The organism is Desulfatitalea tepidiphila (assembly GCF_001293685.1).
In the GTDB taxonomy this organism is placed as follows: domain Bacteria; phylum Desulfobacterota; class Desulfobacteria; order Desulfobacterales; family Desulfosarcinaceae; genus Desulfatitalea; species Desulfatitalea tepidiphila.
Window position 1 is genome coordinate 439,127 of sequence record NZ_BCAG01000003.1, and the last position, 14,803, is coordinate 453,929.

General features: G+C 56.6%; 11 protein-coding genes. 8 read left to right on the top strand and 3 right to left on the bottom strand.

What is annotated here, in order from left to right:
- Positions 1–31 precede the first annotated feature (31 nt).
- Positions 32–2,083: a methyl-accepting chemotaxis protein gene (locus tag DFT_RS06625; protein WP_054030448.1), complete on the top strand. Its 2,052-nt coding sequence runs from the start codon at positions 32–34 to the stop codon at positions 2,081–2,083.
- Between the two features lie 318 nt (positions 2,084–2,401).
- Here DFT_RS06625 and DFT_RS06630 read toward each other — a convergent pair whose 3' ends face one another.
- The gene (locus DFT_RS06630; protein ID WP_054030449.1) at positions 2,402–4,045 is read right to left on the bottom strand and encodes a TolC family protein; all 1,644 of its coding nucleotides are present in this window, start codon (positions 4,043–4,045) and stop codon (positions 2,402–2,404) included.
- A gap of 131 nt (positions 4,046–4,176) precedes the next feature.
- Between DFT_RS06630 and DFT_RS06635 the strand changes: the two genes are divergently transcribed.
- The 5 genes from DFT_RS06635 to DFT_RS06655 all read left to right on the top strand — a co-directional run bounded on the left by DFT_RS06635 (position 4,177) and on the right by DFT_RS06655 (position 10,107).
- Positions 4,177–5,400: an efflux RND transporter periplasmic adaptor subunit gene (locus DFT_RS06635; protein WP_054030450.1), complete on the top strand. Its 1,224-nt coding sequence runs from the start codon at positions 4,177–4,179 to the stop codon at positions 5,398–5,400.
- A complete protein-coding gene (locus tag DFT_RS06640) occupies positions 5,397–8,489 on the top strand; it encodes an efflux RND transporter permease subunit (protein WP_054030451.1) in 3,093 nt (1,030 codons plus the stop codon). The genes DFT_RS06635 and DFT_RS06640 overlap by 4 nt, the downstream gene beginning before the upstream one ends.
- A gap of 125 nt (positions 8,490–8,614) precedes the next feature.
- Positions 8,615–8,977: an ArsR/SmtB family transcription factor gene (locus DFT_RS06645; RefSeq protein ID WP_054030452.1), complete on the top strand. Its 363-nt coding sequence runs from the start codon at positions 8,615–8,617 to the stop codon at positions 8,975–8,977.
- 12 nt (positions 8,978–8,989) lie between these two features.
- A complete protein-coding gene (locus DFT_RS06650; RefSeq protein ID WP_054030453.1) occupies positions 8,990–9,844 on the top strand; it encodes an arsenite methyltransferase in 855 nt (284 codons plus the stop codon).
- A gap of 56 nt (positions 9,845–9,900) precedes the next feature.
- Positions 9,901–10,107, top strand: coding sequence for a hypothetical protein (locus tag DFT_RS06655; protein WP_054030454.1), 207 nt, complete (start codon positions 9,901–9,903; stop codon positions 10,105–10,107).
- Positions 10,108–10,195: 88 nt separating this feature from the next.
- Here DFT_RS06655 and DFT_RS06660 read toward each other — a convergent pair whose 3' ends face one another.
- The gene (locus DFT_RS06660; RefSeq protein ID WP_152971887.1) at positions 10,196–10,438 is read right to left on the bottom strand and encodes a hypothetical protein; all 243 of its coding nucleotides are present in this window, start codon (positions 10,436–10,438) and stop codon (positions 10,196–10,198) included.
- 213 nt (positions 10,439–10,651) lie between these two features.
- The gene (locus DFT_RS06665; protein ID WP_268750668.1) at positions 10,652–11,047 is read right to left on the bottom strand and encodes a Fur family transcriptional regulator; all 396 of its coding nucleotides are present in this window, start codon (positions 11,045–11,047) and stop codon (positions 10,652–10,654) included.
- Between the two features lie 137 nt (positions 11,048–11,184).
- Here DFT_RS06665 and DFT_RS06670 point away from each other — a divergent pair, with 137 nt between their 5' ends.
- On the top strand, positions 11,185–13,275 hold the full coding sequence (locus tag DFT_RS06670; RefSeq protein ID WP_161807091.1) for a TonB-dependent receptor: 2,091 nt from the start codon (positions 11,185–11,187) through the stop codon (positions 13,273–13,275).
- A gap of 85 nt (positions 13,276–13,360) precedes the next feature.
- On the top strand, positions 13,361–14,803 hold the full coding sequence (locus DFT_RS06675) for a metal ABC transporter substrate-binding protein (protein WP_054030458.1): 1,443 nt from the start codon (positions 13,361–13,363) through the stop codon (positions 14,801–14,803).

Consider the following 14,803-nt stretch of genomic DNA (forward strand, 5'->3'; position numbering starts at 1 on the left):
TGTATTGACGATTTCATGATACAAAGTTCGAATGCACTGGGGGCTGGTCAGCAATAATAAAGGGCAAAAAATGCTTAAAAAATCGAAATTAGGCTACGGCGCGGTTAATCTTGGCATTCGGGGCAAGCTTCTTATACCAACCTTAGGGACGCTGGTGATTGTTATTATCGGATTATCTGCGGCCCTGGTATCCGTCCAACAGCGTTTGAGTGGAAATATGCGCCAGGACGTCGAAAAAACTATCGCCTCAGCCAATATTGAAATCAGCGGCGATCTGGAAAAACTCCAGGACGACATTGAAAGATCACTCGGTGACATGTCCGAGTCCTCCAGCTTAGCATTGACCCAGGCCACTACGTACGCATTGAACAAGCAAAGATCCAAGGTTGAAAGCGACTGGGAAAAGATGATGATGGAAAGTGGCGAATCCATTGCGCTTTTGATGGCCCGTGTAGCCCCCAATGCCATTCTTGGAAAAGATTTTCAGGCCCTTAACAGTTATGTCAGCGCTGCCCTTCAAAACCCGAACGTGATTTATGCTTTCTATATACGCCCGGATGGAGGCCTGCTCACCCGTTACATCGACCAGAAAAATGAAAAAATTCAGGCCTACCTGAAAACCGATGGAGATAATCGTTACAACAAAATACTCGGTGCTGCAAAGAAAGACACAAGCGTTTTGATCGTGAACAAAAGTATCGAGTTTGAAGGTGAAGTGTTGGGCGCCGTTGAACTTTGCATCAGCAAGGCATCGGTGATGGAAAAGATCGGCGACATGGAGAAGCAGTTTTCAGCATTGGTGGACAGCAACAAAATGCTTTCGTTTAAAGTGTTGCAGGAAGAATCTAATAAGGTTCAGAAAAACTTTAGTGCCATCGTGGGTGGAATTATAGATAGAAACAAATCGACGGCCGCAGCGACGGCCGACGAGTTGAAATTTGCCAGCGCAGCCATGATACAAAAGACTAAATGGATCAATCTGTCAGGGGGGTGCATCTGCATCCTGCTGGTAGCTGTCGTTCTGTTTTTCATCATTCAGCATGTTATGAAGCCATTGAACCAAACGCTTAGTGTAGTCAAGGATATTGCCGAGGGTGAAGGTGACCTGACCATACGACTCCAGCTTGCCAGCAACGATGAAATCGGAGAACTATCAAAGTGGTTCAACATATTCCTTGATAAGCTTCAGGGGATTATCGCCGACATTGCCGTTACCGCCGGGTCCCTGGGCACGTCTTCGACTTCACTGTCCGATCTCTCGGGCAATCTCGCTGAAGGTGCGCACAATATGTCTGGGCTGTCCTCGAGTGTAGCATCGGCCGCTGAGCAAATGAGCACCAACATGAATACTGTGGCCACATCCAGTAATGAGGCCGCAGCGAATGTAAACATGGTCGCTTCAGCGACGGAGGAGATGACGAATACGATCCAGGAGATTGCGATAAATTCTGAAAAAGCGCGCGCAATTTCCGAAGAGGCAGTCGCCCAGGCATGTGAGGCAACATCGCGCATGGAGAAATTGGGTGAGGCTGCTCAATCGATCGGCAAGGTTACTCAGGCCATATCAGATATCTCTGACCAGACGAATCTGCTGGCATTGAATGCAACCATAGAAGCTGCCCGGGCTGGCGATGTGGGAAAAGGTTTTGCGGTGGTTGCCAATGAAATTAAGGAACTGGCCAAGCAAACTGCGTCTGCGACCCAGGAAATTCGAACCCAGATCGATGGAATCCAAGGATCTACATCTGATACTATCGATCAGATAGATAAGATTTCGAAGGTAATTCACAGCGTCAATGACCTTGTATCAACTATAGCTACGGCTGTTGAAGAGCAGTCTGTTACGACAAAAGAGATTGCAGGAAACGTTGCCCAAGCATCCCAGGGAATTCAGGAAGTTAACGCAAATGTGACTCAAAGCAGTACAGTATCCGGTGAAATCGCCAAAGAAATTGCCAGTGTCAATGGCATCTCTGCCCAACTAAGCGGAAATAGCAACCAAGTGAACCAAAACGCTGATGCATTGTATCGTCTATCGAATCAATTGAATGAGTTGGTTGGCAAATTCAAGTATGCAAGTTAGTGCGCATCCACAAATGGCCAATTTGCCCGATATCTGCGTTACGCGAAAAATTCAACCCTCGCCATTCTGAATAAGTGAATGGGAATGCAGGTTGCGGGTCGACCGGAGCGCATCTGAGTAGCACTTAAGCGAAATTGCCCGGGGATACAATCTATGCACTCGCCGGCAAACGGATCCCGAAAGTAGAATTGCAATATATGCAGCCTCGAATTTCCGCTAACACAGCCCCTCAAACAGGATCAGATGGCATCCAAAGATTCTGAAAACCCCAAGACCGTTGTTCTATGAACCGAAAGTGCCCAGTCCTGTCAAGCAGACCTATTTCATTTTTTGCAATTGCACCGGTTCCCGTCCTGGTGCGGCGATGCCGCGGCGTTCGAGCAGCGAACCATCGAGGCGGTATAGATCGATCAGGGCCTTGATGTAGTTGACCAGGGCGCGCACCTCGGCGAGGCGGCTGGCCAGCAGATCGCGCTGGGCCTGGGCCACCAGGTAGCTGGTCGACCGGCCCACGCGCAATTTTTCGGTTTCGGTGCGCAGCTTCTCTTCGTCGAACCGGCGGGTGGCCGACGAGGCGCCGATCTGCTGCTGGGTGCGGTCGACCTCGATGTGGGCGGTTCGCACGTCGACCTCCACCAGCTGGGCCAGGTTGTTCATCGCCTTCTGGGTCTGTTCACGGGTGAGCTGCGCCCGGCGATGAAGTGCTTCGGCTTCCCGGTTGAACAGGGGCAATTGAAAGGTGAGGCCGGCCTGGGCATCGTAACTGTCGCCGTCCAGGCGGTCGAAGGTATCGCCGAAGGAATTGGCATAACCGCTTTTGCCCAGGGTGACGAACAGGTCGAGGCGCGGCAGCAGGCCGTTGCGGGTCTTTACCAGTTCCAGGTCGCCGCGTTCGATCTCCAGGCGGGTCTGGTTGAGGATCGGGCGCATGCGCATAGCCACCGCCACGTACTGTTCGACCGGTTCCAGGCGGATGTCGGGCAGGGTGGGTTCATAGATCAGCGTCACGTCGCGCTCCCAGATGCGCGGCCCGGGGGGATTGAGCAGGCGCAGCAGCCGCAGCCGCATGGATTCCCGGTTGGCCCGCGCTTCGATGCGGGCCTGTTCCTGGGCGGCCACCTCGGCCTGGACTGCGGCCAGTTCGGCCCGGGCCAGGCGGCCCACCTCGATCAGTTGTTCGGTTTCGTTGAGCTGCTGCCGGGCCACCTTGAGCGACTCTTCGACAATTTCGATCTGGCGCTGGGCCAGCGCGTAGTCCCAGTAGGTGTGCTCGACTTCGGCCACCAATGCTTCCGAAAAACCTCGCAGCTCGTATTCCGACATGCGCGTCTCCAAGCGTGCCTGGCGCAGGCGGACCAGGTTGACATCCCGGCCGAGGCCCCTGAGCAGGGCCTGGTTGACCGTCATGCCGAAGCGCGTTTCGTAGAAGCTGTCATCGTAGAGCGAAGAGTCGGTGTATTGCGTGTCGGCTTCCAAGGCCACCGTGGTGCCGGTGGGAAAGTATTGGGAGAGGGAGATGATCCCTTGGGCCTCGTCGTTGGTAAAGGATTCGGTCTCGGAACCGGACCTGGCCAGGCGTTCGCCCTCGGTCCGGCCGGCCGCGACATCGGCATTCAACGTGGGATCGAAGATGGCCGCCGCCTCCGTTTCCGAGGTCTGCCGGATGGCGGGATTCAACCGCTGCACGGCCAGCGAGGCGTTGTTCTCCAGGCAGATCAGGACCGCTTCGACCATGGTGATTTTAAGAGGCCCCGTCGCACCCACTATGCTTTGGAAACCGCCGGAGGAAGGTGCTGGGGCATTTTCGGCGGCGTGCAGTGCCGTACCGGCCGGGAAGAGCCCGAGCAGCAGGAGCCCGAGCAGCAGACGCCCGACAAGCAGACACCTGAAAAGCAGGCACCCGAAAAACAGACAATCGCTCGGAAAAATCGGCGCCAGGCGCCGGCAGGAGGTTTCCATCATGGTCGATCCTTATGCTTTGTCTTGCAAGATTCGTCTGAAACGTGCAAAATTTCCAATTTTGACAACCCCGTAAAAAATCGCAGAGGCGTCATCAATCTCAATACCGATAGACACGGAAGGATGTATTTAGCATGAAACCGGGTGGTCCCAAAATCGTTATTCTGACGTTCGTCCTGCTGATCCTGGCCGCATTGGGGTGGTGGATGACCGGTTTGCTCCAGAAGGGGGGCGATGCGGGGCAGGACGACCTGGCCCTGCGGCCGGTGCCCGTGGCCGTGGCGCCGATCGAACGCGGCACGATCGCCTTGAAGCGCAGCTTCAGCGGGGAATTGGAGGCCATGGCCGAATTCGTGGTGGCGCCCAAGGTGAGCGGCCGCGTGGAGAAAATGGCGGTGACCATCGCCGATGCAGTGGCCCGGGGACAGGTGGTGGCCGAGTTGGACAACGACGAATACGTGCAGGCCGTGGCCCAGGCCCAGGCCGACCTGGAAGTGGCCCTGGCCAAACAGTCCGAGGCCGAAAGCGCCCTGGAAATTGCGGCACGCGAGTTCAAGCGGACCGAGTCGCTGCTGAATCGCGGGATCGCTTCCGATTCCCAGTTCGACGCCGTCCGGCAGGAGCGATCGGCCCGCCAGGCCCAGCTCAAGGTGGCCGAGGCCCAGGTCGCCAGGGCGAGGGCGTCGCTGCAAACCGCCAATATTCGCCTGGGGTATACCCAGGTCACGGCCGGCTGGGCCGGTGGCGACGACTATCGCGTTGTGGGCGAACGTTACGTGGACGCCGGCCAGACCGTGGCGGCCAACACGCCCCTGCTGTTGATCGTGGAGCTCGATCCTATCGCGGGCATCATTCATGTCACCGAAAAGGATTATGCCTACCTGACGCCTGGTCAGCACGTCGCGCTGACCACGGATGCCTATCCGGGCGAAACCTTCGTGGGCAAGATCGTGCGCATCGCGCCGGTCTTCAGCAAGTCCACCCGCCAGGCGCGGATCGAAATGAGTATCGACAATCCCTCGCATCGCCTCAAGCCGGGCATGTTCATCAGCGCGACGGTCGAACTGGAGCGGTTGGCCGATGCGACTATCGTTCCGGAGCAGGCCGTGACCCGGCGGGAAGACCGCTACGGTGTTTTCATCGTCAACGAAGAGGGCACGACGGTGGCCTGGCGGGAAGTCGGGGTGGGTATCCGCGAAGGCGACCGCGTGCAGGTGACCGGCGAGGGGTTGACCGGCCGGGTTGTCACCCTGGGGCAGCAGATGGTCACGGACGGTGCGCGGATTTCCATCCCGAAAATTCCCCAGGTAACCCAGGCGACGCCCGCCAACGACGGTTCGAGGGGTGACGCCCGATGAATCTGCCCGATATCAGTGTCCGGCGTCCGATTTTAACCAGCATGGTGACCCTGATCCTTGTCATTCTCGGGGCGGTATCCCTGAGCCGCCTCCAGATCGACATGCTGCCCAACATCGAATTGCCCACCCTGACCATCCGCACCGAATACGAAGGCGCCAGTCCCGAAGTGATCGAGCGTCTGGTGACCCAGAACGTCGAAGAGATCGTGGCCACGGTGCCGGGCGTGGAGGAGATCTCCTCCACGTCATCCGAGGGGCGGAGCACGGTCCGCGTCAGCTTTTCCTGGGGCATCGACATCGACACGGCGGCCATCGACGTCCAGGGCAAGCTCGAGGACGAGATCAACGAACTGCCCGACGATATTATCCGGCCCCAGGTCCGCAAGTTCGACATCGCCAGTTTTCCGGTCGTCCTGCTGGGCGTCTCCAGCTCGCTAGATCCCGTGGAACTGACCGACCTCATCGAAAACCAGATCCGCTACCGCTTCGCGCGTATTCCCGGGGTGGCCCAGGTGGACGTATGGGGCGGCTTCAATCGCGAGGTGCGCATCGAGCTGGATCCTGATCGAATCAAGGCGGTGGGATTGTCCATGGGCCAGGTGATAGCAGCCATCGAAGACGCCAACCTCGACCTGCCGGCCGGTAAGATCGAGCAGGGCAGTTTCGAGGTGATGCTGAGGGCGCCGGCCGAGTTCACCCATATCGATCAGATCCGCAACACGGTCCTCGTACGGCGCGACGGCGCCTTCGTAACTTTGGGCCAGATCGCCGACGTGAAGGACACCTACGAGAAGCTGACCCGCCTCGTGCGCGTCAACGGCGGGCGCGGTCTGCGAGTGGCCATCCGCAAACAGGCCGAGGCCAATACGGTCGAGGTGGCCAAGCGTGTACTGGCCGAAATCGACGAGGCCAATCGGGCCTATCCCCAGATCCGCATCGTCCCGGTCAGCAACCAGGGCAATTTCATCGAGCGCTCCATCGCCAACGTCGCCCGTTCGGTGCTCTACGGCGGCGGGCTGGCCATCGCCGTGCTGCTCTTCTTTCTGCGCAACATCCGTAGTACCCTGGTGATATCCCTTTCCATCCCGATTTCAGTCGTCACCACCTTTGCCCTGATCTTTTTCGGCGGCCTGACCCTGAACCTGATGACCCTGGGCGGCCTGGCCCTGGGGGTGGGCATGATGGTCGACAGCAGCATCGTTGTGCTCGAAAACATCTTCCGCCGCTGCAGTGAACAGGGCGAGACACCCGTAGAAGGCGCGGTGGCCGGCACGATGGAGGTGGGGCCGGCCATCGTGGCCAGCACGATCACTACCCTGGTCATTTTCCTGCCGCTGGTGTTCGTGCGCGGGGTCACCGGCATCCTTTTCAAGGAACTGGCCTACGTGATCATCTTCGCGCTGCTCTGTTCGCTGGGCCTTGCTTTGACGCTGGTGCCCATGCTGGCATCCCGGCTGCTCACCGTGAGCGGGGCCTGCGCCATCGAGCCGGCCGCCCGCAGCAACCGCTGGATCGCCGCCGCCGATCGCATGACCGGCCTGCTTCAAACCACCTACCTGGGCGTCCTGCGCAAGGCATTGGACCACCGTCTGGCTACGGTGCTGATCGCCGCCGGGCTGTTCGGCGTCAGCTTTCTATTGCTACCGTTCATCGGCAGCGAGTTGCTGCCCCCCAGCGACGAGGGCGAGGTGTATGTCAAAGGCAAGATGGCCATTGGCACCCGGCTCGACCTGGTCGATCAACAGACCCGCATCATGGAGGGGGTCGTCGGCCCGGCCGTTCCCGAAACCGTGGCCTCGGTGGTCAACGTGGGCGCCTATGGGTGGCGGCCCGATGCGGGCGCGGAAGGGCAGATCAACCTGTCGCTGGTGCCGCAGGCCCGGCGCAAACGCACCAACATAGAGATCGCCGACGATCTGCGGTGCCGTTTGGAAGGCCAGATCCCCGGTATGGAGATTCGTGTGCGGGCGCCCCAGGGACAATTCATCCTTCAGCGACTCCTGGGCGGCGACGAAGGGTTGACCGTAGAGATCCGCGGTCACGACCTGGCCACCCTCGACGCCCTGGCCGCCCAGGCAGCCGCCTCCATCGTGGACGTACCCGGTGTCACGGATGTGCAGACCAGCCTCGAGGCGGGCATCCCCCAGCAGAAGATCTTCGTGAATCGCGACAAAATCGCCGACCTCGGGCTCAGCGTCCGCGACGTGACCGAACTCCTGCAGACCGCCGTGGCCGGTTCCAAGGCCGGCGAATACCGCACCGGCGGCGATTCGTACCGCATCCTGGTCCAGCTCAAGGATGCCGAGAAGCGTTCCCTGAACGAGATCTTAGATTTGACCCTGACCACGGCCGCGGGTGAAAAGGTTTCCCTCCGCAACCTGGTCAATGCCGAGGCGAGCCGGGGACCGATCCTCATCGACCGCAAGGACCAGCAGCGCCTGGTCACGGTCAGGGCCAACGTGGCCGGACGCGACGAAGGATCGGTGGCGCGCGACATACAGGCGCTGCTCGATTCGATTCCGCGCGCCGTGGGCTATGATCTGGCGGTGGCCGGGACCTTCGAAGAGCAACGCAAGGCATTTCGGGAGTTGATCGTTTCGCTTGTCCTGGCCCTGGTCCTGGTCTACATGGTACTGGCCTGCCAGTACGAATCCCTGCGCGATCCCCTGGTGGTCATGTTTTCCGTACCCCTGGCCGCCATCGGCGTTTTGGTGACCCTGTTCCTCACCGATACCACGCTCAACGTGCAATCCTACATCGGCTGCATCATGCTGGGCGGCATCGTGGTCAACAACGCGATCCTTCTGGTCGACCAGGCCGGCCGGCTGCTTCGCGACGGCATGGCGGTGCGCGACGCCCTGGTCGAGGCCGGCCGCCGGCGCCTGAGGCCGATTCTCATCACCACCCTGACCACCATCCTCGGCCTGATGCCCCTGGCATTGGGCATCGGCGAGGGTGCCGACGCCCAGGCACCGTTGGCCCGGGCGGTTGTCGGCGGCCTGGCCGCATCGACGTTGATCACCCTGGTGTTGATTCCCACGGTCTATTCCTTGTTCCATCGCGCCCCTGCGACTGCCCAAAGATCCTAAGAGTTAGCTTTCATGCCCGCTCGGGACGGTCCATCCCGGCATGAACGATGCTGCTTGACAGGCAGGTAAGCGGCGCATATTATTTGCTTCGATATTTCGACAAATGGCGAATCGTGAGGTATATAATGCTTCAATTCATGAATCTCACCAAGGCCCTGTCCGACGAAAACCGGGTGCGGATTCTCATGGCGCTGCATGCCAGGGGGGAGCTTTGTGTCTGTCATTTGAACGAACTGTTCACCCTGGCGCCTTCGACAGTTTCGAAGCATCTTTTCTTGTTGAAGAATGCCCGGTTGCTGGTGGCGCGCAAGGATGGTCGCTGGATGTACTACCGACTCAACAACGGCGAAGATGCTCCCGGGTTTGTCGTGGCAGCGCTGGACTGGATCCTGAAAACCATCTCGGATGATCCGGTGGTCCAAGCGGATAGAGAGCGCCTGGAGAAGATTTTGTCGGCACCGATGCCCGCCGCGTGCGCGCGTCATTGAAAGGAAACGAATATGAGTGCGAAATATGAAGATGAACAAAGGATTATGGTCAGGGAACGCTACGGTAAGATCGCCGGCGGCTCGTGCGGATGCCCGCCCACCGCGACAATGTCTTGCTGCTGTTCGTCCGGCGCCATTCTCGATTCCGTCAACCAGGTGATGGGGTATACCCAGGAGCAGCTCGGCGCAGTTGTCGAGGGCGCCAACCTGGGTCTGGGTTGCGGCAACCCTACAGCCATCGGCAAGCTGAAACCGGGGGAGACCGTCCTCGACCTGGGCAGCGGGGGCGGCTTTGACTGCTTCCTGGCGGCCAGACAGGTCGGCGAAACAGGGCGGGTGATCGGCGTGGACATGACCCCGGAAATGCTGGCCCGGGCAAGGGAGAATGCCGGGAAGATGGGGGCCGCCAATGTCGAGTTCCGGCTGGGTGAAATCGAACACCTACCGGTGGCCGACAACAGCGTGGATGTGATCATCTCCAATTGTGTCATCAACCTGGCACCGGACAAACGCAAGGTTTTTGCGGAGGCCCTGCGCGTATTGAAACCGGGGGGCCGCATCGCCGTCTCCGATGTGGTGGCCATTGCCGAGATGCCGGAGCATATGCGCCAACAGGCCGCTCTGCTGACCGGCTGCATCGCGGGCGCCGAGCACATCGACCGGCTGCGTGACATTTTATATGAGGTGGGTTTCCTGGAGGTCCGCATCGAGACCAAATCCTACAGCAAAGAGCTGGTCAGCGGATGGTTCCCCGGCAGCGGCGCCGAAAATGTTGTGGCTTCCGCCGATATCAAGGCAATGAAGCCGCTTCTCTCGTTCGATCTGGCACTGCCGGGGGAAGGTGCCGATGGCGCAAGCGATGGATAGTGACTTGAGGTGATCCATCGAGGCGGGTGCAATGAATAAGAGGCGACCTTCATCATTTGAAGTGGCTATCGCCGTTTCCGGCAAATGGGATCGTCTGTCTGGGTGCTCTGGTCATCCTGGCCACAGCAGTGGGCTGCAGCCTGGATGCCGATTACAAGCGGGTCGCCTTCACGCGAAAAGACGATGCCGTCGCATCGCAGCCGGTTTCCACCGATCGCGAGCTGCTGCGGATGGCCTTGGCGGCTATGATCTCGTCCAGGTAGACCCCCCTAAGAACTATCGGGAATCCGTGTTAAAGACGGTTTCTGATGTTAGATCTGCTGGGATTGCAATATTCCCAACATCTGACGGTCAGTTTGCTGCTTGGCTGTGCCAAAGGTCATTTTTTTCAATCGGGTTGAAATATTTCACTTTTCCATTAACCCCAATTTTTTGAGCTAAGCGCGTTTCGTTCCTCACACGGCGAATCAGTCTGTCCTGCTCATCACCCATCCCTTGATAGAACCAAAGTAGCAATAGCAGCCCTGATTTCATGGATTTTTTTGGTTTTTCTCCTCTTGGGGTGGATTGGGTCCGATACTGAGTCTGTTTCAAGTCGAGAACGCCCAAGTCTCCGGATAAAACCGGTTGCGACGGTTATGAGACCGGCCGCGATTCCTATGCCTGCGGCCCCCACCGGGCAAACCGGCTGCCCGAATCACAGACGATTCGATGTGCTGTTGAAAAATCCGAAAAATGCGGCCTATGGCAACAGGAACCGATTCATCATTTCTGGCAGGCGTCTGATGATTTGGCGAAACGGCAAGGTTACTCTGCCATCCCCATGCAAGTCGGGCAAACCCCGAATAAGAATATTTCGTGTTCTTCAACAACAAATCCGTCTGGTGCTGCTTCCTCTTCCTTCAGGGCGCAACCGGGAAGTTCAAAGGCGCGGTTGCACACGCGGCAGTGAAAGTGGTGGTGATGCCCTTTCCCGGTGCGTTCATACAGAGCCCCGAGAGACGGGTGGGAGATTCGTTTCAACCATCCGTCATCGATGAGTATCTTGAGATTCCGATAGACCGTTGCCTGATTGAGTGATGGCACGAGTCTACGGCCGTATGTAAGCACCTCCTCCACGCCCAACGGCCTTGCATGCTGCCTGAAGACCTGTTCGATGGCCATTCTCTGTGTCGTATTGCGCCTCAAGGTCCGATCCTCCACTTTCAGGATTTTAGGTTGTTACCGCTTTTATTGCAATGACTTTCGCAATAGGCTTGACAAAACTTGGCCGCTTCGCTTAAATGCAAATGCTTTTGCATTTGCATTTTATTACTTTTAGTCCAAATTTGGGGGATAAAATGAAAACTGTTGGCATTAAAATATCTTCTTTTATTGTGTTGATTCTGCTGGTGGTTTCCGGATTTTCGTACGCCCAAGAAAAAAAGGGTGATGAAAATTCTTCATCAGCTGATCCCCCTAAGGAAATATTTCAACTTGAGACCGTTGTCGTGACCGGAACCACATCTGATGATGAAAAACAGGAAATCGAAAGCCGGAAACTCAGATCGCATAAGGTGGTTGATTTGGCTGAAATCCTTTCGGATGAGTTGGTCGAAGTGCAGATGATACGCAAGAGCGGATACGGAAACGAGGTTTCCATGCGCGGTTTCGGACAGGAGAATATTAAAGTCATGCTGGATGGCGGGATCCTTGAAGGAGCATGTGGCAGCCGTAAGGACCCCTCGCTTTCCCATATCAACATGCTGACTGTGCAAAAATTGACGTTGCAACAGGGGCCTTTTGACGTCACAAAGCCGGGATGTTTGGGCGGGTGCGTGGATGTAATCACCAAAAAGCCCAAACCTGGTTTTGAGGGAGAGATACTTGGAAAAGGCGGAAGCTACGGTTTCCACAGCGGCGGTTTTACAACCAGCGGCGGCAGCGACACAGTTCAAGGGCTTTTTGGGTACAATTTCTCCGAGTCCGATCAGTACGAAGACGGCTCCGGCGACCCCCTCTGGAAAGTAAGAGAAGGTCTGGCCGCTTCTTATAACGAAAAAGGACGTGACGCAAAGGCGTTTCAGAAACACGACACCTGGGGCAAACTGCAGTTCACGCCGAGCGAACGCCACAAAATCCTGCTGGAGCACACCTACGGGAAGGCAGAAGACATTCTAACCCCCCGGGTTGCATTCGACACAGAAGAAGAGACTACCAACATGACCAAGGCGAGCTGGGAGATGCGCAATCTTGGCAATCTGTCGAAAAAACTCACCCTTTCATTATACCGCAACGAAGTGGACCATCGCCCCTTCCAGGACTTACGCAATGTGCCCGTACCCAAAAACAACGAGGTTGAGTCGGTAATCACGGGCGGCGCCATTCAAAATGTGACCAAAACCGATTTTGCTACGTTGACCTATGGGATCGATATGTACCACCGGGATTGGTGGGGGGACGTCTATAACAGTCTGACAGGCGTTAAGCTCAATGACAACCTCATCCCTTCCGTCCAATCATTAAACATTGGCGGATACATCCAAATGGACAAGATTATCGATAAATGGACTGTTGGATTTGGCTTGAGGTACGATCGCTTCCAGCAGGAGGCTGATGAAGACCTGGTTTTTACTCGCGCCATTACTGATGAAAATCGTCAGATTGATCACCTCTTCGGTGGATACGTCTCGGTCAAATATTTCCTAAATGAAAACGCGATGCTTTTCAGCGGTGTCGGACGCAGTTATCGAACGCCGACATCGTGTGAGCGATATATTCAGGGTAACCCCACTTTCTTCGGGAACCCCGATCTCAATCCCACGGCCAACAACGAGTTCGATTTGGGGTTTAAGTATGAACGCGGTCGATGGATGCTCCAGGCCAAGGGTTTTTATTCCAATCTTGAAGACTATATCTACCAGGAGAACAACCTTGCCGGTTATCAAAGCTACACGAACATTGATGCCCACATCTGGGGGGGAGACATCAAGGCTGGTTTCGATCTGGATTATGGGATTTCCCTTGAGGGAGGTCTCGCTTATCAGCGCGGCCGCAAGGATAGCCGCCCCGATAACAACGACGATGATGACCTCGGGCAGATAGCACCGCTAAAGGGCAGACTGGCGCTGAATTACAATAGCGATAAACCTCTGGATCAGAAAGACGTCGGCCTGTTCGGAACCGCCGAGTGGGTCCATTCCGAAGCGGCCAGGGACGTCGATGCGGATGCCGGCGAGAAGCAGCTTGCGGCGTGGGATATCATGAACCTGCGCATGGGTTACCAGTTTAAATCGTACACGCTCAATGTTGGTGTGGACAATGTGTTCGACCGAAAATACACGGTCGCGAATTCCTATGAATGGGACGTGATCGGTGGTACCGGCGCAAATCCCGCTATCGTCAACGAGCCGGGAAGGTTCATCTATGCGACTTTAGGGTTTAATTGGTAGCTTTACAGTGAAATAAGGCCTTTCAACACCGGTGAAGCACAAAAGTGTTTGGTATTGGCAATGTCCATATAAAGGAGGAGAGGCGATGAAAAGAAGACAATTCCTGGTGATACTAACCAGTTGTATTGCTTTTGGATTGATAGTATCCCCGGCCTTTGGAAAGGCAAGCGCTGCCGAACAAACCGTGCTGGCGACTACCTTCCCCATCTACCAGATCATACGTAATGTTACCCAGGGGCGGGATGGGGTGAAGGTCGATCTCATGTTGCCGAGTCAAATGGGGTGCCCCCACGACTATGCCTTGACACCCCAGGACATGCAAAAGCTGGCCAAAGCCGACATCCTGGTAGTCAACGGTCTCGGCATGGAGGAGTTCCTTGGCGCGCCGGTGACAAAAGCAAATCCTATCATCCGTGTCATCGACAGCTCGACAGGCATCCAGGAAACCCTTCAATATTCCGAGGAGCAACAAAATGATCACGGTCATGGCCACGAGCCTGCGGAAACAGGACAACATGCCGAGGAGCAGCAACATGGCCATCACGGCGAGCACCCATTTGAATGGGCCGGAGCATTCAAGCTCGATCCCGGCGTCTATAAGTGGTCATTCGCCAAGGTCGACGGGAAATATGCCGACCCGGCCATGAAAATGATCTACGTTGCATCCGAACCCAAGGACCCCATCGAGCACGTGGAGGAAAAGGTCATGGACGTGTTCGAACAAAACGGACAGCCCCTGAAACAGGGCGGCCGTTTGCGCTCCGGTGAACTGCATCTCCTGCAATTCGACGAGGCCCGCAACACGACGGAATTTGAAATCAAGATCGACAAGGCCGGGACCTATGTTTTTTTCACCGAACATATGCCTTCTGAATTCGAAGCCGGGGAGCATTTCTTCAAAACCGCCGCTGTCAAAGACATTGAACCGGTGCTCCAGGAACCGGAATCCGGTCATGACCATCACCACGCGGAGGCGCATCACGAGCACGGTCATCATCCCCATCATGCCGGGGTGAATCCGCATCTCTTTGCCAGCCCCCGCATGACGGCCAAGCTGGCCATGAACATCGCCGCCGAATTGTCCAAGGCCGACCCGAATGGTGCGGTCACCTATTTTAAAAACGCCCAGATCTATGCGGAAGCCATGAACAAGCTGGCTGATGACATGGCTGTCCTTGGCAAGCGCCTCAAAAACAATCGCATCGTCCAGCCGCACGGCGTATTTGATTACCTGGCCCGCGACATGGGACTTGAGATCGTCGCCGTCATGCAGGCCCACGGCCAGGAGCCTTCGGCTTCAGAGATGATGCAACTTGTCAAAATTATAAAAGAAAATGGTGTGGGAGCAATCTTCACCGAGCCGCAATATCCGGAAAAGATCGGCAGAGCCCTGTCGAGAGAAACCGGTGTCCCTGTCGCCGTGCTGGACCCAGTGGCCACCGGCCCCGAGAATGCGCCACTCACCTATTACGAAACGGTCATGCGCCAAAACATGAAAACCCTTGAGTCGACACTGGGGGTCAAGTAA